General features: G+C 66.8%; 20 protein-coding genes and 1 pseudogene. 10 read left to right on the top strand and 11 right to left on the bottom strand.

Annotated elements, in window-relative coordinates; all coding sequences use genetic code 11:
- Positions 1-14: 14 nt before the first annotated feature.
- A complete protein-coding gene (ilvB, locus tag ACSFBF_RS07485) occupies positions 15-1,796 on the bottom strand; it encodes a biosynthetic-type acetolactate synthase large subunit (RefSeq protein ID WP_435465672.1) in 1,782 nt (593 codons plus the stop codon).
- Positions 1,797-1,861: 65 nt separating this feature from the next.
- Between ilvB and ACSFBF_RS07490 the strand changes: the two genes are divergently transcribed.
- Entirely contained in the window at positions 1,862-2,356 is a 495-nt protein-coding gene (locus ACSFBF_RS07490; RefSeq protein ID WP_177142350.1) for an Lrp/AsnC family transcriptional regulator, read from the top strand.
- Positions 2,357-2,377: 21 nt separating this feature from the next.
- Here ACSFBF_RS07490 and ACSFBF_RS07495 read toward each other — a convergent pair whose 3' ends face one another.
- Positions 2,378-3,376: an OmpA family protein gene (locus ACSFBF_RS07495; protein WP_435465673.1), complete on the bottom strand. Its 999-nt coding sequence runs from the start codon at positions 3,374-3,376 to the stop codon at positions 2,378-2,380.
- Positions 3,377-3,577: 201 nt separating this feature from the next.
- On the opposite strand from ACSFBF_RS07495, the pseudogene ACSFBF_RS07500 reads away from it, so the two are divergent.
- A pseudogene (locus ACSFBF_RS07500) lies at positions 3,578-3,676 on the top strand (DNA-binding response regulator); the annotation flags it as partial.
- Positions 3,645-5,651: a sensor histidine kinase gene (locus tag ACSFBF_RS07505; RefSeq protein ID WP_435465674.1), complete on the top strand. Its 2,007-nt coding sequence runs from the start codon at positions 3,645-3,647 to the stop codon at positions 5,649-5,651. The pseudogene ACSFBF_RS07500 and the gene ACSFBF_RS07505, both read left to right, overlap by 32 nt.
- A 7-nt stretch (positions 5,652-5,658) precedes the next feature.
- Here ACSFBF_RS07505 and ACSFBF_RS07510 read toward each other — a convergent pair whose 3' ends face one another.
- Positions 5,659-6,552, bottom strand: coding sequence for a LysR family transcriptional regulator (locus ACSFBF_RS07510; protein WP_435465675.1), 894 nt, complete (start codon positions 6,550-6,552; stop codon positions 5,659-5,661).
- A gap of 89 nt (positions 6,553-6,641) precedes the next feature.
- Between ACSFBF_RS07510 and ACSFBF_RS07515 the strand changes: the two genes are divergently transcribed.
- A complete protein-coding gene (locus ACSFBF_RS07515; RefSeq protein ID WP_435465676.1) occupies positions 6,642-7,418 on the top strand; it encodes an NAD(P)H-dependent oxidoreductase in 777 nt (258 codons plus the stop codon).
- On the opposite strand, the gene ACSFBF_RS07520 is transcribed toward ACSFBF_RS07515, so the two are convergent.
- The 4 genes from ACSFBF_RS07520 to ACSFBF_RS07535 all read right to left on the bottom strand — a co-directional run bounded on the left by ACSFBF_RS07520 (position 7,415) and on the right by ACSFBF_RS07535 (position 12,338).
- Positions 7,415-9,502 (bottom strand): alpha/beta hydrolase domain-containing protein, encoded by a 2,088-nt coding sequence (locus tag ACSFBF_RS07520; protein WP_435465677.1) that lies wholly within the window; start codon positions 9,500-9,502, stop codon positions 7,415-7,417. The genes ACSFBF_RS07515 and ACSFBF_RS07520 overlap by 4 nt on opposite strands.
- A gap of 64 nt (positions 9,503-9,566) precedes the next feature.
- Complete coding sequence (locus ACSFBF_RS07525) at positions 9,567-10,532, bottom strand: Bug family tripartite tricarboxylate transporter substrate binding protein (protein ID WP_435465678.1); 966 nt, start codon at positions 10,530-10,532, stop codon at positions 9,567-9,569.
- Positions 10,533-10,581: 49 nt separating this feature from the next.
- Entirely contained in the window at positions 10,582-10,950 is a 369-nt protein-coding gene (locus tag ACSFBF_RS07530) for an AtuA-related protein (protein WP_435465679.1), read from the bottom strand.
- The gene (locus tag ACSFBF_RS07535) at positions 10,947-12,338 is read right to left on the bottom strand and encodes an acyclic terpene utilization AtuA family protein (protein ID WP_435465680.1); all 1,392 of its coding nucleotides are present in this window, start codon (positions 12,336-12,338) and stop codon (positions 10,947-10,949) included. The genes ACSFBF_RS07530 and ACSFBF_RS07535 overlap by 4 nt, the downstream gene beginning before the upstream one ends.
- A gap of 88 nt (positions 12,339-12,426) precedes the next feature.
- Here ACSFBF_RS07535 and ACSFBF_RS07540 point away from each other — a divergent pair, with 88 nt between their 5' ends.
- The 4 genes from ACSFBF_RS07540 to ACSFBF_RS07555 all read left to right on the top strand — a co-directional run bounded on the left by ACSFBF_RS07540 (position 12,427) and on the right by ACSFBF_RS07555 (position 16,515).
- Positions 12,427-13,344, top strand: coding sequence for a LysR family transcriptional regulator (locus ACSFBF_RS07540; protein WP_435465681.1), 918 nt, complete (start codon positions 12,427-12,429; stop codon positions 13,342-13,344).
- A gap of 131 nt (positions 13,345-13,475) precedes the next feature.
- Entirely contained in the window at positions 13,476-14,453 is a 978-nt protein-coding gene (locus ACSFBF_RS07545; protein ID WP_435465682.1) for a Bug family tripartite tricarboxylate transporter substrate binding protein, read from the top strand.
- Between the two features lie 18 nt (positions 14,454-14,471).
- Positions 14,472-15,347, top strand: a complete 876-nt coding sequence (locus ACSFBF_RS07550; RefSeq protein WP_435465683.1) for an amidohydrolase family protein — start codon at positions 14,472-14,474, stop codon at positions 15,345-15,347.
- A gap of 127 nt (positions 15,348-15,474) precedes the next feature.
- Entirely contained in the window at positions 15,475-16,515 is a 1,041-nt protein-coding gene (locus ACSFBF_RS07555; protein ID WP_435465684.1) for a porin, read from the top strand.
- 1 nt (position 16,516) lies between these two features.
- Here the strand turns inward: ACSFBF_RS07555 and ACSFBF_RS07560 are convergent, their stop codons facing one another.
- On the bottom strand, positions 16,517-17,437 hold the full coding sequence (locus ACSFBF_RS07560; protein ID WP_435465685.1) for a LysR substrate-binding domain-containing protein: 921 nt from the start codon (positions 17,435-17,437) through the stop codon (positions 16,517-16,519).
- Between the two features lie 117 nt (positions 17,438-17,554).
- Here ACSFBF_RS07560 and ACSFBF_RS07565 point away from each other — a divergent pair, with 117 nt between their 5' ends.
- A complete protein-coding gene (locus tag ACSFBF_RS07565) occupies positions 17,555-18,706 on the top strand; it encodes an aromatic ring-hydroxylating oxygenase subunit alpha (RefSeq protein WP_435465686.1) in 1,152 nt (383 codons plus the stop codon).
- 4 nt (positions 18,707-18,710) lie between these two features.
- On the opposite strand, the gene ACSFBF_RS07570 is transcribed toward ACSFBF_RS07565, so the two are convergent.
- Genes ACSFBF_RS07570 through ACSFBF_RS07580 form a run of 3 tightly spaced genes read right to left on the bottom strand, consistent with a single transcriptional unit; the run spans position 18,711 to position 20,752 of the window.
- Entirely contained in the window at positions 18,711-19,358 is a 648-nt protein-coding gene (locus tag ACSFBF_RS07570; protein ID WP_435465687.1) for an FABP family protein, read from the bottom strand.
- A 45-nt stretch (positions 19,359-19,403) separates the two neighbouring features.
- Entirely contained in the window at positions 19,404-20,372 is a 969-nt protein-coding gene (locus ACSFBF_RS07575; protein ID WP_435465688.1) for a Bug family tripartite tricarboxylate transporter substrate binding protein, read from the bottom strand.
- A gap of 17 nt (positions 20,373-20,389) precedes the next feature.
- Positions 20,390-20,752 (bottom strand): winged helix-turn-helix transcriptional regulator, encoded by a 363-nt coding sequence (locus ACSFBF_RS07580; protein ID WP_435465689.1) that lies wholly within the window; start codon positions 20,750-20,752, stop codon positions 20,390-20,392.
- Positions 20,753-20,858: 106 nt separating this feature from the next.
- Here ACSFBF_RS07580 and ACSFBF_RS07585 point away from each other — a divergent pair, with 106 nt between their 5' ends.
- A complete protein-coding gene (locus tag ACSFBF_RS07585; protein WP_435465690.1) occupies positions 20,859-21,176 on the top strand; it encodes a DMT family transporter in 318 nt (105 codons plus the stop codon).
- Positions 21,177-21,385 lie beyond the last annotated feature (209 nt).

Genomic DNA, 21,385 nt, shown 5'->3' on the forward strand with positions numbered 1-21,385 from the left:
GCCAGGCCCTGCGTTCAAGACTCCTCGTACCACCGGTCCTTCGCCAGCATCACCCGGTGATGCCCGTGCCCCGCCGGCATCATCGGAAAGCAGTTCTCCTGCGCCGCCACCTGCACGTCGAGAAAGAACGGCCCCTGGCTCGCCAGGCATTCGGCCAGCGCGTCTTCCAGCTCGGCCGGGTCCGACACGCGCCGCGCGCCCCAGCCGAAGGCCTTGGCCAGCGCCACGAAATCGGGCAGCGCCTCGTTCCAGCTGTGGCTCAGGCGGTTGCCGTGATTCAGCTCCTGCCATTGGCGCACCATGCCCATGTAGCCGTTGTTGCACAGCACCAGCTTCACCGGCACGCGGTGCTGCACAGCCGTAGACAGCTCCTGGATGTTCATGAGCACCGAGGCATCGCCGCTCACGCACACGGTCAGCGCTTCGGGGTGGCCGATCTGCGCGCCGATGGCAGCGGGCAGGCCGTAGCCCATGGTCCCCGCCCCACCCGAGGTGAGCCAGTGGCGCGGGCTGTCGAAGCGCAGGTACTGCGCGGCCCACATCTGGTGCTGGCCCACGTCGGTCGACACGATGGCATTGCGCCCGCCAATGGCGCTCTGCAGCGACGACATCAGTTGCTGCGGCAGGATCGAATCCTCGCGCGGCTCGAAGGCCAGGCAGTCTTCGCCACGCCAGCGCTCGATGCGCGCCCACCACGGCGCGAGGCGCTCGGGCGCGAAGCCCTCTGCCGGCAGCAGCGCCAGCAGGCCGTCGAGGATCACCGCGCAGTCGCCCACCATCGGCACGTCCACCCGCACCACCTTGTTGATGCTGCCGGGGTCGATGTCGATGTGGATCTTGCGCGCGTGCGGGCAGAACTCGTCGAGCTTGCCGGTCACGCGGTCGTCGAAGCGCGCACCGACGCACACCACCAGGTCGGCCTCGTGCATTGCGAGGTTGGCCTCGAGCATGCCGTGCATGCCCAGCATGCCGATGAACTTGGGGTCGGACGCGGGGAACGCGCCCAGTCCCATCAGCGTGAGCGTGCACGGCGCATGCAGCAGGTTCACGAGCTTCGCAAAGGCTTCGCACGCGGCAGGCCCCGAATTGACCAGCCCGCCGCCGCCGTAGATGACGGGCCGGCGCGCGGTCGAGAGCAGGTCGGCGGCGCGCTGCATCATGGCCTTGGGCGGCAGCGCCGTACGGCTGGTGCGCAGGGCCCGCAGGGGCACCGGCTCGGGCGCATGGCCCAGGCGGTCGAGCTGTATGTCCTTCGGCACGTCGAGCAGCACCGGTCCGGGACGGCCAGTGGTGGCGATCTCCAGCGCGCGGCGCACCAGCAAGGGCACATCGTCGGCCGAGCGCACCTGCCGGTTCCACTTGGTCACCGAACGCGACATGCCCAGCGCATCGCTCTCCTGGAACGCCTGCGTACCGATGACGGCCGTTGCCACCTGCCCGCTAATGCAAAGCACCGGCACCGAATCGCTCATGGCGTCCAGCAGCCCGGTGATGGTGTTGCCCACGCCCGGCCCCGAAGTGACCAGCACCACGCCCACGCGGCCGGTGCTGCGCGCATAGCCTTCGGCTGCATGCACGGCCGCCTGCTCGTGGCGCACCAGCACATGGCGCAGCCGCGGCTCACCGTGCAGCGCGTCGTACAGCGGCAGCGCCGCGCCGCCGGGGTAGCCGAAGATGGTGTCAACGCCGCACTCGACCAGCGTGTCGAGCAGGGCTTCGGCACCGTTGCGAATGCGCGCTGGCGTTTCCGGGTGAAGTGACAGGGAGGGCGTGAGGGGTAGGTCGAGCAGTCGCATGCCGTCAATTCTTCCGGTTCGGGAGCAAAATATGCTTCTTTCTTTTGGCTCTTTAAGCTCGATTAATGAAAACCAATCGGCAAACACCCGGTGACAACGAAGGATCTTTTGACAAGACCGACCTGGCGATCCTGCGCGTGCTGCTGCTCGACTCGCGCAAGACCCTGCAGGAAATCGGCAACGAGGTCGGCCTGTCGCCCACAAGTTGCTGGACGCGCATCAAGAAGCTCGAAGCCTCGGGCGTCATCAAGCGCTACACGGTCGATGTGGACCCGGCCAAGCTCGGCTATCACGACTCGGTGATCGTGCAGGTCACGCTCGAAAGCCATACCGACGAAACTCTGTACGACTTCGGCCGCGTGCTCGCGACCATTCCCGAGATACAGGAGGCCTACCTGGTGTCGGGCGACTACGACTACTACATCCGCATCGCAGTGCGCGACACGCGCGACTACGAGCGGCTGCTGCGCGAGAAGCTCTACAAGATCCCGGGCATCCGGCACAGCAAGTCGCACTTCGTGCTACGCGTGCTGAAGGAAACCAGCGTGCCGGTCATCTGAGGAGAACGCGAACGGGCTCCCTCAGAGACGGATCAGTTCCACCCGCCGGTTCTTCGCCCGCCCCGCCTCGTTATCGTTCGGCGCCACCGGCTCCGACGCGCCCGCTCCGCGCGTGGTGAAGCGGCGCGGGTCCACGCCAGCCTTCACCAGCACCGCGATCACCGCCAGCGCGCGGCGCTTCGACAGGTCGTCGTTGCGCTTCGCCTCCCCCTGCGCATCGGTATGGCCCACCACCGACAGCTTCAGCGGCGGGTTGCTGCGCATCAGCTTGGTCATCTCGTCGAGCGTGGGCTGCGACTCGGGGCGGATGATGTCCTTGTCGAGGTCGAACAGGATGCCGTAGAGGTTGATGCGCCCCGTCTCCGCCAGGCTCTTCTGCATGGCCGTGGCGTCGACAAACACGATCTTGTTGTCTTCCATCGCCTTGCTCTCGACCACGCGCACGAAGGCGTGGTTGCCGACATCGGCGTTGTGCTCGGCCAGCGCGATGCTGGCGTAGACGGTGCCCGTGGGCCCGGTCTTCTTCGCCAGCAGGTAGCGGCCGCTCACCGAGAAATAGTTGCGCGCGTAGTCGCCGCGGCTGCCCAGGCGCGGCCACTCGGGGTCGTCGAAGGCCAGCGCGAAGTCGTAGGGCGTGTTGGTGTCCACGCTGCCGGGCCGCGGCTTGTAGCAGGAGGCATTGGCCGTGCCGCAGGTGAACAGCACCTCGAAGCCCTTGGCCTTCAGGCTTGACTCGTAGTTGCGTTGCACTTCGAGCAGCGAGCGGTCTTTTGGCAGCCTGTAGAGATACAGCGTCACCTTGCCCTCGACCTTGAGCAGATCGGGCTTGCCGCCGGCCCAGTTCTGGAACGGCTCCTTGATGAGGCCGACCTCGTCGTAGGCGGCGGCCTTGTAGCCGTCGAGCACCGCGCCCTCGTAGCGGCCGACCAGCGGGTGGTCCTTGGCGGGCTCGGCGGCACCCGTGGCGAGCGAAAGCAAGGCCATGCCGGCGAGGCTGGCCAGGAATGCGAGCGTTTTCATCGGTGCATCGGGCAGAGTGCGGCAAGAGCGGCGACGCGCTCCATGCTAGGCACCGAAGCCGCCGCTGTGCATTCGACGGACGGCCTATGCCATTCAAGAATCTGCGGCAAGCGGCCCTGGTTTGGCCGGAAAGCCCTGGCGAGGACATAATTGCGCCCGCCCGCGATAGCGGGAGCTTGGGCCCGTCACGCGGGCTACAGCACGGTGCCGGTGTTCGCCCGGCGCATTCACAGCAAGCAAAAAATGACTTCCAAGGCAGAAGCGATCTATGAGGCTAGGCAGCAAAGGCTGTTGGCAAACCAGCCGGTGGATCGCAAAGCTTTGGTTGGCCTTGCCGCTGCTGGCCTTCCTGCCTTTTGCATACGCCAGTGAATCCCCGGCGGATGCGGTGCCGCAGCACGATGACGCTGCGCACCCACAGGGCGAAGGCGCCGTCCACATCACCCGGGCCGAATTGCTGTCCATTACCGGCACGGGCTATTCCGCTCCTCCGCGGCATGTCGTAGACGCCGCGCTGCCGACCGACGGCTGGAAGACGATCAGCCTCCCGTACACAGCCCGGCGCGAACTGGTGCCCGATGCATCGAGCGGCGAGCGAACCATCACCGACTGGTACCGCGTCGATCTGGCCGGGCTGACGCCGTCGGCGGGGCAACGCCTTCTCTATCTCCCGCGCTGGAAGACGCTGGGCAATATTGCGGTGTACGGCGACGGCGAACTGCTCTACCAATCGCATGGCAGTCCCATCCACAACGGCTACAACCATCCGCTCATGCTGCCGTTGAACGCGACCGCCAACACGCCCTCCCCGACGTCTGTGCTGATTCGCGTCGACCGCTTGCGCAACAGCGGCAACGGCTTTTCGACCCTGTGGGTGGGCGACGAGGAATCGCTGAGCTGGCGCTACCAGATCCGCCAATTGCTGCAAGTGCAGTTGCCCTTCATGGGCAGCGCCGCGTTTCTGGCGGTTGGCGCATTCGCGCTCGCGGTGTGGCTGTTCAAGAGGCGCGAATCGCTCTACCTGCTGTTCTTTGCCATCTCGGCGCTCGCCTTCGTGCGCACGCTGCACTACTACGTGGGCGGCAGCTACATCCCGATTTCGGACGACTGGTTCGAGTGGATGACCGTGGCCAGCCTGCTCTGGCTGATCATCCTCATCCACCTGTTTTTGCAGCGCCTGCACCAGCAGCCCTCGCCCTGGCTGACCCGTGTGTCGGTGACCCTGGCGCTGGCCTGCAGCGTCGCGACGCTGCCTCGTGTGTCGACGGAAATCGTCAGCCTCTACCTGTTCACGCCCCTGCTGAACCTGACGGTGCTGCCCGTCGCGGTGACGCTCTTTGCGGTGAACCTGCGCAAGGCGCTTCGCGCGCAACTGCCTGAGGGACGCCTGGTGGCTGGCTGGACTGTCTTCGCCGTCGCATTCACGTCCTACGACGGGCTCCTGCAGAACAACCTGGTCAGCCCGGAGGCCGTGTATACCTCGCCCTACGCCATCATCAGCCTGTTCTTCGTCTTCTCGTACATCATGTTCCAGCGCTACACAGGCGCGTTCGCCGAGGTGGCCCGGCTGAACAAAGGCCTGGCCCAGCGCCTGCAGGCGCGCGAAGCCGAGCTGGAGCAAAGCTACCAGCGGCTGCGCGTGATCGAGAACCAGCACATGCTCAATGCCGAACGCCGCCGCCTCATGCAGGACATGCACGACGGGCTGGGTTCGTCGCTGATCAGCGCCATCCGCTCGGTGGAGCGAGGCGCCATGAGCGAGGCCGAGATTTCCCGCGTGCTCAAGGGCTGCATGGAAGACCTGCGGCTGGTGATCGACTCCATGGAAAGCGTGGACGCCGACCTGCTGCTCCTGCTGGCGACCATGCGCTTTCGCCTGGCACCGCGCATCGAGAGCGCCGGCATCACGCTGCAATGGGAGGTGCAACCCGTTCCCACGCTGCCCTGGCTGGACCCGGACAACGCGCTGCACATCCTGCGTATCGTGCAGGAATGCGTGGCCAACGTGCTGCGCCACACGCGGGCCACCATCATCTGCGTGAGCACCGCGACGGCCGATGAAGGCGTGAACGTGGTGATCGAAGACAACGGCGAGGGCTTCGACGTGGAAGAGGCCCTGCGCCGAAGCGGCCGGGGGCTGCGCAACCAGCAGCGGCGCGCGCAGGTGATCGGTGGCACGGTGAGTTGGCAGTCCGGCAGCAGCGGGACGCGCTTCTCGCTCTGGCTGCCGCTGCACCGCAAGGCCGAAACCGACAAGGACACAAGCACCTTCTGAGCCCGGCTCAGAGGCTCGCAACGATCTGCTCGCGCAGCCACTTGTGCGCCGGATCACGATGCCGGCGCTCGTGCCAGAGCATCGCCATCTCGTAGCCGGGCACGTCGAGCGGCGCCTCCATCACGCACAGCCCGGCTGCGCCGCGCGCCAGCCGCTCGGGCAGCATCGCGACCATGTCGGTGCTGGCCAGCACCGACATCATGAAAAGGAAGTGCGGCACCGACAGTGCCACGCGCCGCGTCAGGCCTCTTTCGGCCAGTGCCTCGTCCGTCGGCCCGGCGAAGCCTCCGCCAGCGAGCGACACCACCACATGCTCCAGCGCACAGAACTGCGCGAGCGTCGGCCTGCGCTTCAGGCGCGGATGGCCGGCGCGCCCGACGAGCACGTAGCGTTCTTGGAAGAGCACCCGCGCATGCAGGCCACGCGGGGCACCCACGCTGGTGTGAAAGAACAAGTCGATCTCCCCGCTCTCCAGCTGCCGTGCCATGCGCGATGGCACCGCCTCCACCACGGCCAGCCGCGTGTGCGGCGCCGCGGCGCGCAGCCCCGCCAGCGCCGGCAGCAGGATGGCCGACTCGGCATAGTCAGCTGCGGCAACGCGCCAGGTGGTGGTCGCTTCGGCAGGGTCGAAAGGCTTCGTGGGCGCCACCGCGCGGCCCAGCGATTCAAGCGCCTCGCGCAGAGGCTCGCGCAGTTCGTCGGCGCGCGCGGTGGGCCGCATGCCGCGCTGCGCGGGCACCAGCAGCGGGTCGTCGAACGCTTCGCGCAGCTTGGCGAGCTGCACGCTCACCGAGGGCTGCGACAGGTTCAGACGCTCGGCCGCGCGCGTGACGTTGCGCTCGGCAAGCAGCGTGTCGAGCGTGACCAGCAGGTTGAGGTCGAGGCGGCTGAAATTGTTCACGGCAATTCCTGGAATTCAGACTATTCATTTCCAATATATCGCCACGGAGCCTAACCTGCGGGCATCTTCATTCGAACCCTTGTGAAACCGTGAACATCCTGCTGGTACTTGCCCACCCCGAAGCCGCCTCGCTCAATGGCGCGCTCCATCGCTTCATGCTCGAACGCCTGACGGCTGCGGGCCATTCAGTGCGCGTGTCCGACCTGTACGCCATGCGCTGGAAGCCCGCGCTCGACGCCGACGACTTCCCCGCGCGCGACATCTCTGCACGCTTCGACCCCGTGCTCGACTCGCTCCATGCCTTCGAGGCCGGCACGCAAACCGCCGACATCGCCGCCGAACAAGAAAAGCTGCTGTGGGCCGACGCGGTGATCCTGCAATTTCCGCTGTGGTGGTACTCGATGCCCGCGATCCTCAAGGGCTGGGTCGAGCGCATCTATGCCTACGGCTTCGCCTATGGCGTCGGCGAGCATTCAGACACGCACTGGGGCGACCGCTTCGGCGAAGGCGTGATGGCCGGCAAGCGCGCGATGCTGGTGGTAACGACCGGTGGCTGGGCCTCGCACTACGCGCCGCGCGGCATCAATGGGCCGATGGACGACCTGCTGTTCCCCATCCACCACGGAATCCTCTACTACCCCGGATTCGACGTGCTGCCGCCGTACGTGGTGCATCGCACGCACAAGGTCGACGAGGCTGCGTATGCGCGGATCACCGAGGAATTAGGTCAGCGGCTCGACACGCTGTTCACCACCGACCCGATTCCGTTTCGCCAACAGAATGCCGGCGACTATGAGATTCCCGCGCTCACGCTGCGCGAAGACATCGCGCCGGGCGAGACGGGCTTTGGGGTGCACTCGGCTTAAGGCAGCACCGGGTTGGCAACCGCGTTGGCAATCGCCGCGTCAGCATCCACACGCAGCATGAAGCGCCTCGCCACCAGATCGTTGGCGGCCGTGGTCACTGCCGCGACGTAGCCCGCCTGATCCACATAGCGTTCCTGCAGCGACAGGCGCGGATCACTCCCGCGCAGCGCCGCCGTCTTCGCGAACACGAAATACGACCCGAACAGCCCCGCCTGATCGATCCGGCCGGGCTGGTTCGTGTAGTTCCAGCCGGTGTTGGTGCCCAGCGGCACAGCGACGTCCAGGCTGCGGATGCCCGCAACGTCGTTGCCATCCGCATCCACCTGCGGCACCAGGATCGCGTAGTCGCGGCCCAGGTAGGCCGGCGGCACCTGCGTGGCGATGCCGCTCTCGTCCTGCGGCCTGTAGTTGGGGCCCCAGTACAGCAACGAATAGGTGTTGACCAGCCCCGTGTAGCTCACGCCCGGAATCACCGGAAACTTGACCTGCTGCGGTCGCACCAGCGTGGTGTCTGCCAGCTTCGGCACCTGACTGTTGGGCGGCGTGGTGCCCTTGACGACCCAGTCTTCGAGGTTCTGATACAGCGCGCGCACGACCGGGATCACGCCGGCATTGCCGTTGGTCGCATACAGCGCCCCTGCGCTCGCGCCCGGCAGCGACGGGAGGCCCAGCAGATGGTGCGTGCTCGCGTAGTAGTAAATGCGCGCGTTGCCGGGCTGCGCGAGGTCGGTCGTGCCCCAGGCATCGGTCAGCAGCGGCGAGCCCTGCAGGGTCCAGAACTCGGTGCCGCTGAAGCCGATGAAGAGCTTGGGACAGGTGCCGCTCGCCTCGCAGCGCGACAGGATGCCGCCGCGCCGCTGCGCCACGTCGTCCACATAGTCCTTCGAGAGGCCGCGCGTGCCGGCCTGGCCGAAGGCCGTGTGGTCGGCGCGCACGCCACCTCCACCGCCGGGAATGGCGAAGCGCATGTTGATGTTGGTCTGCCGCGCCGCGATCTGCGCGAACACGCCGTCGAACACCTTCTGGCCCGCGCGGTCCTCGTTGAAGCCCAAATGCACGAAGGTCTTCATGAAGTTGCCGCACTGCGAGACGCCCGAGGCAATGGTGTTCTTGATCGCGGCGGCCACCGGGTTGGCCGTGCCCGCCGCATCGCTCGCATCGCGGTGGAAGAAGGTGATCATGTCGCGCAGCGCCGCGAGGCCCAGGCCCATGACCTTCGGGTCCTTCGCGATGTAGACCAGCTCGTACAGGTACGCCGGGTCCCACTTGCCCTTGAGGCAGACGTTCGTCTCGTCGGGCGTGCCGGGGAACGGCGTGGCGGCGCTGCACTTTGCAAACTTCCACTCGCTTGCGGGAATGAGCTGGCGTGCGTCGCCTTCGTTGATGCGGCGCGTGAGCACATAGCCGGGCTTGGTGTTGTCGAGGCTCGCGGTTGCATAAGCCTGCATCGCCGCATTGAACGGGCCGCCCGGCAGGGGCAGCGAATCGTTGTTCGCAGCGGTGGGCAGCAGTTCGGCGCGGTAGGTGCCGGTGATGCTGCTGCCATCGGCGTTCTTCGCGACCGGCACCTTCAGCGTGAGTTTGCCGGGCGCAGCCGGCACATCGCCCTGCCATGCGGCCGTCAGGAACACGTAGCCGCGCGAGGCAAAGTACGGATCGAGGCTCACGATGTTGCCGCGGTTCGGCGCGTCGTAGCGCAACACGCCGCTGGCCTTGGTCATGTCCTTCGGCTTGAAGAGCACGAAGTCCGACGTGTACTCGACCTTGCCGTTGGCATTGAGCGGCGCGAGTTGCAAGTCCTGGATGATGGCGTTGCGGGCGTCCTTCGGATCGACCTCGCCGGTGAAGGTGCCGGTGATCTTCTCGTAGGCGCCCACGCTGCCGAATGTGCCGGGCACGTCTTCGGTCGCGGTGATGGCGAGCTTGTACTTGGGCGCGGTGGCAGTCACGGGCGGTGTCGTTGTCGGCGTTCCGGTGGTAGGCGGTGGCAACAGCACGCCACCTCCCCCGCCGCTTCCACCGCAGGCAGTCAGAAAAAGGGCGGCCGAAGCCACCGTGGCAGCCCAAAGGCTCCAGCGTTTCATGGTTTGTCTCCTTCGTTGTGTGTCTTGTCGCGTTGCGGCGCCGGTCCCCGCTACGGCGCGCGGGCTACTCGGCCTCGATGCCGGCCGACTTCACGATGCGGCCCCACTTCTGCGACTCGCCGGCCTGAAACTTCGCGAGTTCCTCGGGCGAGGTCGTGAACACCTCGGTGCCGGTCGGCTCGTAGAACGCGGTCTTTGCAGCCTCGCTCTTCGCGGCCTTCACCAGCAGCTCGTTGAGCCGCTTGACCACGGCGGGTGGCGTCTTCGCGGGCGCATAGGCCGCGAACCAGTAGCCCATTTCGTAGCCCTTCACGCCAGCTTCGGAAATGGTGGGCACGTCGGGTGCGAGCGGCGAGCGCGCCGAGCTGGAGATACCCAGCGCGCGCAGCTTGCCGGCCTTGACCTGCGGCAGGCCGGTGGCCGTGTCGGTGATCATCATGTTGATCTGGCTGCCCAGCAGGTCGGTCACGGCGAGCGTGTTGCTCTTGTAGGGCACGTGCAGCAGCTTGATGTCGGCCATCTGCTGAAGCAGCTCGCCCGCCATGCGGCTCGACGAACTGCCGCTGCCGAAGCTGTACTTGCCCGGCTCCTTCTTTGCGAGCGCGATGAACTCGGCCACGCTCTTCGCAGGGAACGAGGGGTTCACCACCATGATCTGCCCGCCCTTGCCGAGCGCGGCGATGGGCGCGAAGTCTTTCACCGGGTCGTAGGGCAGCTTTTTGAACAGGTGCTCGTTGGCCGCATGCGTGGTGTTGGTGGTGATCAGCACCGTGTAGCCGTCGGCGGGCGCCTTGGCCACGTTCTGCGAGGCGATGAAACCACTGGCGCCGGCCTTGTTGTCGATGATGACGGCCTGCTTCGTCTCCGCCGCGATCTGGTTGCCGAGCGCGCGCGCGATCTGGTCCGTGGCGGTGCCGGCCGCGAAGGGCACGACGAAGGTGATGGCCTTCTCGGGGAAGGCCTCCGCATGGCCCAGCAGCGGCACCAGGGCCAGCGCGACGGTCAGTGCGGTGAGGGGAAATCGTTTCATTGTTTTGTCTCCGGATGGAATGGCTAGGGGAAAAAGAAAAGAGCCGCGGCTATGGCCCGGCCAGCAGTGGCACAAGCGCGCGAGGCACGCGAACAGGCATGTCAAGCAGCAGGAAGGACAGCGCCTTGCCATGCGCGTCGAGGTTCAGTGCATCGTTGACGCCGCCGTCCAGCACCGCGTCGAGCACGAAGTTCATTGCATGGAGCTTCGGCAACACGAAGCGCTGGACCTGCGATGGCGCACGGTGATGGAACTGCGCCGCGACGCGCTCGGGCGTGAGCTGCTCGACCAGCAAGGGATAAAGCTCCGGGTGCCATGCGATGACGCTGATGTTGGATCGGTCGCCCTTGTCGCCGGTGCGGCCATGCGCGGCGCGGTACAGCGGCACTTCGACGGTGTCGGTGGTGATGGTGTTCATGCCAGCGCCTCCTCGCCGACCAGTTCGAAGCGCACCGGCACCGCCTCGCGCGGCAGCAGGCACGACAGCGTGTTGAGCCGCGGTGTGAGTGCGGTGCGCACACCGCCGCCGCCTGCCGGGCCGCAGGTGTACAGCGCCATGACCTCGCGCGCCAGTCGCTCAGCCTGCGCCCGCTCGGCATGTGTGGCTGCAACGCGCAGGCGCACGTCGCGCAAGCCGGCGTCGGGCGTATCCGCCAGCGCACGGCCCGCGTCGTCGCCCAGGATGCTCAGCGCGCCGATCAGGTCTACGCGCAATGCGAGTCCGTCGAGGCGCTTGCGCAGCACATCCGCCGCGAGCCGTGCACGAGCCTCGGCGCGCGGCCCCGCATAGGAGATTTCGCCCTCAGCCAGCCAGCCACCTTCATGGCAGACGTTGACCTTGTAGCGGCCCGGCCGCGCATGACCGCGCACGCCAGAGAGCGCGACGCGATCAGCGCCGGGCAGCGCGTGCACTTCAGCATCGGCAATGTCCGCGATCACGTCGGGTGTCAGGTAGGCCGCCGGGTCGTGCACTTCGTAGAGCAGTTGCTCCTTAACCGTGGCTTCGCTCACAAGGCCACCGGTACCGTCAGCCTTGCCAATGGTGCAGCGGCCGTCGGCGTCTATCTCCGCGATGGGGAAGCCCACCACCTCCAGCCCCGGCACGTTCTTGTAGCCGGGGTCGGCGAAGTAGCCGCCGCACACCTGCGCACCGCATTCGAGCAGATGGCCCGCCATGGTCGCGCGGCCCAGCCGGTCCCAGTCGTCGGCGCGCCAGCCGAAGTGCGACATGGCCGGCCCGACCGTCAGCGATGGGTCTGCCACGCGGCCGCACACCACGATCTGCGCGCCCGCATCGAGCGCCGCGGCAATCGGCTCGGCACCGATGTAGGCATTGGCGCTGACCATGCGCAGGCCTTCCATCTGCGCGCCGAGCGCTTCGTTCAGCAACGCGCGGTGTTCGGGCCCCGACAGGTCGTCGCCCTCCACCACCGCGATGCGCGGCGCGCTCGCACCCAGTTCGCGCGCCATGCGGGCGATGTGCCGGGCGGCGGCGCGCGGGTTGGCGGCGCCGAAGTTGCTCACGATGCGGATGCCGTGCGCCAGGCAGCGCGCGAGCACGGGCCGCAGCATGTCGTCGAGCAGTGGCTCGTAGCCCGCTTCGGGGTTGTCGCGGCGGCGCAGCTGCGCCAGTGCGAGCGTGCGCTCGGCCAGCGTCTCGAAGATCAGGAAGGCGCGTTGCCCCTCGGGGCCGCTGGCCAACCGCGCGATCAGCGTGTCGACCACTGGCCCGGCAGCATCGGTGCGGTCGCCCGAGAAGCCGGCAGCGCAACCTATCAGCAGCGTGGGCGGATCAATGGAGTTCATTGCTGTGCACTTTAGGTAGCCACCGATCATCCGTAAAATCGAAAATACGGATCGATTGATCTGCTTTTCAAATAACAAGAGAGACATGATGAGAAAGACGCCCGACCTCTCCACGCGGCAGCTGCGCGCCTTTCTCGCGCTGGCAGAGCACCGCAACTTCACGCGTGCGGCGCAGAGCAGCCATCTCTCGCAGCCCGCGTTCAGCGCGCTGATACGCACGCTCGAAGACGCGGTCGGCACGCGCCTGTTCGACCGCGACACGCGCAGCGTGCAGCTCACGCCCGAAGGCCGGCTGTTCGAGGGCTCCGCGCGCCGGCTGCTCGACGACATGGGCAGCGCCATGGGCGACCTTGCCGACCACGTGGAGCGCCGCAAGGGCCGCGTGCGCGTGGCCGCCCTGCCCTCGCTCGCGGCGGGTTGGCTGCCCACGGTGTTCGCCGAGTTCATGCAGGCCTGGCCGGGCATCCGCATCGACCTGGACGATGCGTTGTCCGATGCCTGCATTGCGCTGGTGCGCAACGGCCAGGCCGACTTCGCGCTCGCCGCTTCGGGCGCCGGAGGCACGGCCGACAGCGACCTGCGTGCGCGCAAGCTCTGCACCGACCGCTTTCACCTCGTGTGCCGCGCCGACCATCCGCTGGCGCGCGAGCCACGCCTCACGGTGAAGAAGATCGCGCCTCACCCCTTCATCCAGATGGCGCGCAACAGCAGCGTGCGGCAGGCACTCGACGCGGCGCTACACCCGCAAAGGCTGAATGCGGTGTTCGAGGTGGAGCACCTGGCCACCGTGATGGGGCTGGTCGAGGCCGGTCTGGGCATCAGCGTGGTGCCCGCGCTCACGCTGTTCCATTTCCAGCGCGAAACGCTGGTGACGCGGCCACTGCCCCTGCCTTCCCTCATGCGCACCCTCTACATGGTGCAGCGGCGCGAAGGCAGCCTGTCGGTGGCGGCGCAAACGCTGCACGACCTGATCGTCGCGCGGCTGGGGTCGCTGCGGCTGGATTGAGGCAAGGCGCCCAGCCATGCCGAAAGGCTATATCTCCCAGTGCGAACGCGACCTTGCCGGGGGCTGACCCACGGGCAATAGTGCGGTTCGGCGGCGCGCAAGGCCGCACACAAGTTCAAAAAAGGAGACACATGAGACATTCCCGTCGCGGCTTCGTCGGCCTGATGCTGACCCTGGCCGCCGGCTTGCGCGCCTCGCCTGCGCTGGCCGCCCCCTTGTCTTCGCGTCCGATCCGCCTGGTCGTGCCATTCGGTGCTGGCGGCGTGGCGGACCTGGTCGCACGCAGCGTGGCCCAGAAGATGTCCGAGTCGATGGGCCAGAGCATCGTGGTCGACAACAAGCCCGGCGCGGGTGGCGTGGTGGCCTCCGACACCGTGGCCAAGGCGCCGCCGGACGGCCACACACTGCTGCTGATGTCCAACGGCAACGCCGTGAGCGTGGGCCTGTTCAAGTCGCTGCCCTACGACACGCTGAAGGATTTCGCGCCGATCTCGACGCTCGGCTACTTCGACATGGCGGTGCTCGCCGCGAGCAACAGCAAGTTCAAGACATTCGCCGACCTGGTGGCTCACGCCAAGGCCCATCCGGGCAAGCTCAACATCGGCACCATCAACGTCGGCAGCACGCAGAACCTGGCGGGCGAACTGCTCAAGACTTCGCTCGGCATCGATGCGCAGGTCGTGCCCTTCAACGGCACGCCGGCCGTGGTCACGGCGCTGCGTGGCGGGCAGGTCGACGTGGCGGTGGAAATCCTCTCGCCCGTTCTCTCGCAGATCGAAGGCAAGGCGCTGCGCGCGCTGGCGGTCATGGGCGACAAGCGCTCGCCCAGCCTGCCGGACGTGCCGACCGTGGCAGAAAGCGGCACGCCGGGTTTCCAGGTTGCATCGTGGAACGCGCTGGCCGCGCCTGCGAAGACGCCGCCCGACGTGATCGCCCGCCTGAACCAGGAAGCCCGCGCTGCCCTTGCTTCGCCCGAGGTCAAGAAGCGCTTGCAGAACCTCGGCGTGGAGCCGCGCGGCAGCACGCCTCAGGAGCAGGCGCGGCTGCTCGACAGCGAAATCCAGCGCTGGTCGGCCGTGATCCAGCGTGCCGGCATTCCCAAGCAATAAGCAGCAGTGAGCGACATCTTGAAAACCATCGCCCCACCCCACTCAAACCCAAGCCGCCCCACGTTCCGACTACCCGCGGGCGCCTGCGACGCGCACTGCCATGTGTTCGGCCCCGGCGACGTGTTCCCGTACTCGGACAACCGCCGCTACACGCCACCCGACGCGCCTGCCGCCAAGCTGCGCGCACTGCACGAACTGCTCGGCATCGAACGCGTGGTGCTGGTGCAGGCCAGCGTGCATGGTCACGACAACCGCGCCATGCTCGACGCCATCGGGCAATCGCCCGACAGCTACCGCGGCGTTGCCATGGTGGGAGCGGGCATTACCGATGCCGAACTCTCCACGCTGCACAAGGCCGGCGTGCGTTCGGTGCGCTTCAACTTCGTGCAGCACCTCGGCGGCGCGCCCGACCTGCCCACGGTGCTGCGCATGGCCGAGCGCATCCGGCCGCTGGGCTGGCACCTGGTGCTGCACCTGGACGCGGATGACCTGCTGACCTACCGCGCGTTCCTCGACACGCTGCCGGTGCCCTTCGTCATCGACCACATGGGCCGCACGATGGTCGAGCATGGCCTCGACCAGCAGGCCTGCACGCTGATGCTCGAGCTGATGCGCGACGAGCGTGCCTGGGTCAAGGTGAGCGGCGCGGAGCGAATCTCGCAGACTCTCTCGACCCAGGGCCAGCCCTATGCGGATGCCGTGCCGTTTGCGCGCCGGCTGATCGAGGCCGCACCCGACCGCGTGCTGTGGGGCACCGACTGGCCACACCCCAACGTGCGCGAAATGCCCGACGACGGCAAGCTGGTGGATCTGCTGCCGCTGTTCAGCGACGACCCGGCGCAGCTTCGCAAGCTGCTGGTCGACAACCCGACCCGCCTGTACTGGTACGACTGAGCGCCACCGCCGCGCTTCGTACACACCACCGACACCGCCCCACGCCACGCCACGGCGCAACCGTGGCGTGCGGACGCGCGCGCCTGCGCCCTTGCAGGCTACGAATCACAACGAGGAGACAGACGACATGAGAAGACTTTCCCGCCTTCAGGCACTTTCGACGCTGGCGCTATACACCGCCGCGCATTCCGCATGGGCACAGTCCGCCGCAGACCCTGCAGGCAGCGTGCAGATCTACGGCCTGCTCGACGCCTTTGTCGGATCGATGCAGCGCAGCGACGAGCCCGGCCGCACCAAGGTCCTCGGCAGCGGCGGCATGACGACGGCCTACTGGGGCGTGCGGGGCAGCGAGAGCCTCGGCGATGGGCTGCAGGCTCAGTTCGCACTGGAAAGCTTCTTCCAGACCGACTCCGGCACCTTCGGGCGCAACAGCACCGACCCGTACTTCTCCCGGAATGCGTGGGTGGGCCTGGCGGGCGGCTTCGGCCAGGTGTCGCTCGGCCGGCAGACCAATCCGATGTTTGTAGCCAGCGGCGCCTTCAACCCGTTCGGCGTGTCGCTGCAGTTCTCGCCCGTCATGCTCCACACATGGCAGCCCACGTACAACCGCGCCGTGCTCGGCGACAGCGTGTGGAGCAACGCCGTGCAGTACACCTCGCTCACCTTCGCCGGCCTGCGCGCCAGTCTGCTCTACGGCATGGGCGAAGTGCAGGACCGCGAAGGCATCCGCAACCTGAACCTGACGCTCAACTACGCGGCCGGCCCCTTTGCCGCCGTGGTGTCGGTGCAGCAGGCCAAGACCGGCCCCGGCTTCACCACGACCATCGGCCGGCAGGACGCCGCGCTGATCGGCGCCTCCTACGACTTCAAGGCCGTGCAGTTGTACGGTCAGCTGCAGCGCACCCGCACGCCCGACATCCGCACCACCGCCAATACCGCGCAACTGGGCGCGGCGGTTCCCGTGGGCGCGGGGCGCTTCATCGCTTCGGTGGCTCGCACCGAGCGCAAGGTGACGGGCAGCGCAGAGACACACCGCACCACCTGGGCAGCCGGCTACGACCACTTCCTGTCAAAGCGGACCGACCTGTACGCGGTCTACATGCAAGACCGGCTGACTGGCTTCAGAAACAGCGGCAGCGTGGGTGTGGGTGTGCGTCATCGTTTCTGAGTCACCCCCTCACGGCGTTGGCGCCGAGGTGCTGCTGCACGAGCTCGCGCAACAGCTCCCCCATGGCCCGCTGCGTGCGCGTGACCGGGCGCTGCGAACTGGTCGCCAGCGCCAGCCGGCTGCGCAGGCCGGGCTTGACGATGGGCCTGATCGCATAGCGCTGCGACCGTCCCGCAAGGGTGACCGCATTGCGCGACAGCACGGCGTGGCCGGCGCCATCGGCCACCAGCGCGAGGATGGCCGGGACTCCGTCGATCTCCAGCGCGATCTGCGGCCGCCGTCCGATGGCGGCCAACTCCGCTTCAACCAGCATACGGATCGCGTTGGGCCGGGTCGGAATCACCAGTTGTTGCTCGGCCAGCTGATGCAAGGCCAGCGGCGTGCCGCGTCGCACCGGCCCAGTGCCCTTGGTCGCGCTGATCAGGAACAGGTCTTCCTCCAGCACCGTCTCGCTGTCCACGTCGGGCGAAGGCTGCGGGTTGTAGAGCAGCGCAATGTCGAGCCGGCCGGTGAGCAGCGATTCCTGCATCGCGGTCGAGAGGTTCTCGGTGATCGACAGCGCCGCATCGGGCAGCCGCTCGCGCACAGCCCGCACCAGCGGCACCGTCAGCACGCCCGCCACGCTGGGCGGCAGGCCGACGGCGACGCGGCCAGCCAGCGCGTCCCGCATGAGGCTCATGTCTTCCCTCGCCCGCTCGACCTGGTGGAGGATGCCGCGGCCGTGCTCCAGCAAGCGCTTGCCGGCATCGGTTGTCACCACACCGCGGCCGTTGCGCACCAGCAGGTTCTGCCGCAGCTCCACTTCAAGCTGCCGCACCTGGCGGCTCAGCGCGGGCTGCGCGATGTCGATCACGTCCGACGCGCGGGTGAAGCTTCCGAGTTCGGCCACGCGGATGAAGTACTCCAGCTGTTTCAGGTCCATGGCTCTGAGGCTATCGACATAACCGGTTACGAGCTATGCGTGTTTGTTCTATCCGGGCAGCGAAACACGACCAGTTGAAACAAGCCGCGAGGCGAGTCGCTCCCCACAATCGCGCGCATGCAGTATGAAGAACAGATCGCATTGATCCGGCGCGCGCTCGCGCTGATCGAGACCGGCGGCAGCGAGCGCGGCGAGCCGGGCGTCAGTCCGGTCGCGCGCTATCTCGATCCTGAACGCCACAAGCGGGAAGTCGAACGCATCTTCAAGCGCTATCCGCTGGCGCTGTGCCCTTCGGCGTCTCTCTCGAATGCCGGCGATTCGTTCGCCATCGACGTGGCCGGCATGCCGCTGGTGTTCGTGCGCGGGCTGGACGGGGAACTCAACGGCTTCGTCAACGCCTGCCGCCACCGCGGTGCGCGCTTGAGGCCACCCGGCGCATCGTCGAACCAGCGCGCGCTGATCTGCCCGTACCACAGCTGGACCTACGGGCTCGATGGCGCGCTGCGCGGCAGGCCATCGGCGGAAGACTTTCCGCATGCGCCGGCATCGGACTGCAGTCTGGCGCGCGTGCCGGTTGCCGAAGCACTGGGCTTCGTCTGGGCCATCCCCCGCGTGGTAGCCGATGGCGAAAACGCCCAACTCGACATCGACAACTGGCTGGGCCGCTTCGGCGGCGACCTGCGCTCATGGGGCTACGACAGCTGGGTGCCGTTTCACCAGCACGCCTTCGACAACGCGGCCAACTGGAAGATCCCTTTTGAGGCGAACCTGGAGACGTATCACTTCCAGTACGCGCACCGCAACAGCATCGCCGCACTGTTCTACGACAACCTGCTGATGGCCGACCACGACCGGCAGCACCAGCGCCTCTTCCTGCCCAAGCGCAGCATCGAAGGCCTACGCGGCACACCCACGCAGGCATGGCAGGTGGGGCCGCACTCGAACATCATTTACTACTTCTTCCCGGCGACTTTCATCCTGCACGAGGGCGATCACGCCAACGCGTTCACCGTGCTGCCCGAATCGCCGGGGCGCTCACGCGTGATCGCGAGCACGCTGATTCCCGAACTGCCGAAGACTGAGAAGTCGATGAACTACTGGCGCAAGAACGTCGAATCGTTCTGGGGCGCGCTCGACGAAGACTTCGCACTCGGCGTGTCGGCGCAATCGACGCTTGCGAGCGGTGCGCAGACATCGCTGTACTTCGGCGCGACCGAGTGGTGCTCGGCCAAGTTCCACGCGGACGTGGAAGCGGCACTCGCGGAGTAGCGGCTCAGGCTGCGGCCATCGCGGCCTGTGCCGTCGGGTTCGGCGTGGGCTCGCCGATCTTGCGCAGCGTGTTGCGGTCGGTGTGGCTGAAGGGCTCGGCCTTTCCGAGCACGCTCAGCACCGTTTCCAGCTCATACGACCAGCTGCCGTCGTCGTGGATGGTCACTTGGATGCTGTAGCGCAGCGTCTTGAACGCATGCTCCAGGAACGGGTTGGCCACGATGCCGTTGGTTTCGCCGCCGCGCACTGCTTCGAGCCTGAAGCTGCGGTCATCGGCCTTCGCGTGCCCCGTGGCCATGGCCGTAAGGCCGCGCGGGATCGACAGCGTCTGGATCAGTGCACCCGTGGCGGGCTCCCAGAGCCAATAGCCGACCTGATCGTGAAAAGTCTCCACATCGTCAGGCTTGACGATGCGCAGGTGGTAGCGCAGCCCGTAGAAGATCTGCGGCCCGTTGGTCTGCGCGTCGATGGGCTGGAACTCCGCGTGCTCGATGTAGGCCTCGGCCTCGGGGCCGTCCTCCTTCGGGCTCACGTCGTGGCCGGCCTTGCCGATCCAGAGGCCCGCCAGGCCCGTGAGCGGGCCCAGGTTGGCGAGCGTGTGCGGATCGGGCTCGGGTTCCGTGTAGATGTCGCGGGGAAACTGCTGTTCCATGTTCTTTCTCTTCCTGGAGTCTTCTGGCGTGGGTTGTCGAGAATGTTATTGGTCAAGGCGGATGCCGACCTTGGCAATGATCGCACCCCATTTGCGGCCTTCGCTATCGATGAAGGCCTTGAACTCTTCCGGCGAGCCGCCGCCCGCCACCAGCCCCTGGTTGGCCAGCAACTCGCGCACGGCGGGCTCCTGCAGCACGGCGTTGACGTCGGCGTTGATGCGGCGCACCACCTCGGGCGATGTGCCGCTGGCGGTGAACAAACCGTTCCAGGCCAGCGACTCGAAACCCGGGTAGCCCGACTCAGCCACGGTAGGCAGGTCTTTCATGAGCTCGGAGCGCTTGGCGCTGGTCACGGCGATGAGCTTCACGCGCTGGCCCTGGATCAACGGCAGCAGCGCGGGCGCCACCGTGAACAGCGCCTGCGTGTCGCCGGCCGCCAAAGAAAGCCCGGCAGGCGGCGAGCCCGAGTACGGCACATGCACCGCCTCTATGTGCGCCACACTGCGAAACAGCTCCATCGTGAGGTGCGACGAACTGCCCGCGCCGACCGATGCATAGCTGAACTTGTTGCCGCGCTTCTTCGCCCATTCGATGAACTCGGGCAACGTGTTCGCGGGGTTGCCCGCCTGCACCGCCAGCACGTTGGGCTGCGAGGTCGTGAGCACGATGGGCACGAGGTCGCGCGCGGGCGCATAGGGCATGCGTGCATACATGTAGGGGCCGAAGGCGATCGGTCCGTTGAAGCCGATGCCCAGCGTGTAGCCGTCGTGCGGCGCCTTGGCCACCGTGTCCATGCCGATCAGGCCGCCCGCGCCGGCCTTAGTCTCGATCACCACGGGCTGCTTCCACATCACGCGCAGGCGGTCGGCCAGCGTGCGCGCGATCAGGTCGAGCGAGCTGCCGGCCGGTGCGGGCACGATCACGCGCACGGGTTTGGCGGGCCAGTCCTGGGCCCAGGCGCTGACGGCCAGCAGGCCGGCGAGCAACAACGTGGCGAGTTTGTTCTTCTTCACTTCGGTCCTTCGGTTGATCACCAACGATGCCGCGCCGCGTCGATCTGCGCATGGTTCGCCTCGGCCCAGCGGTCCACTGCGATCAGCGTCTTGCTCAATGACAGGCCGAGCGGACTGAGCCTGTACTCGACATGCGGCGGCACCGTCTGGTGGTCTTCGCGCAGCACCAGCCCGTTCAACTCCAGGTCGCGCAGAGTCTGCGTGAGCATCTTCTGCGAGATGCCGCCGACCTTGCGCAGCAGCTCGTTGTTGCGTTGCGGCTTGCCGCGCAGCAACGGAATGAGCAGCAGCGCCCACTTGTTGGCGATGAGCTCGAGCACGCGGCGCGAGGGGCAGTCGGCGCTCCACACGTCGGCCGGCGCGGCCTCCTTCGATGGCATCTTTGAATTTCCCATGGTTACCAAAAGGTGCGTACTTGTTGATCGGTGCCCAGCCCGGAATTATCCGGTTCCGCTCTACCCGCAACAGCATCGAAGGAGTTTTTTCATGGGTTGGATATTTCTGTTGGCTGCTGGTCTCGTCGAGATCGCAATGGCCGCCGCACTCAAACAATCGGAAGACTGGACAAGGCTCGCGCCCTCGGTCGTCGGCGTATCGACCGCGCTGCTCAGCATCTACCTGCTGGCCAGGGCGCTGCGCTACCTGCCGCTGGGCTCGGCCTACGCGATCTGGACTGGCATCGGTTCGGTGGGCGTGGTGCTGATGGGCGTTTTGTTCTTCGGCGAGGCCCTTTTCGCGCCGCGACTGGCATGCATCGCGCTGGTAATCGGCGGTACCGTGGGCCTTCGATTCATCGAAGGCTGATGCGCGAAGCACACACATTCGTGACCACACGCAACCTGCGCACCGAAGATATGGAACTTCAGTATTCCTTACATGCTGAATCATCATCTGAAAGGCTCCCAGAGCCGTTCAAATGAATTCGCGGTCTTTAACCATGTCGCGAATGGGCCAATTTTCTGGCTACTTCAAATCGCCACGGCATCGCGGCAAGATGCGCATCCGCCGATTCC

Origin of the sequence: Variovorax nivicola, from assembly GCF_051216475.1 — a bacterium.
Taxonomy (GTDB): Bacteria; Pseudomonadota; Gammaproteobacteria; order Burkholderiales; family Burkholderiaceae_C; genus Variovorax.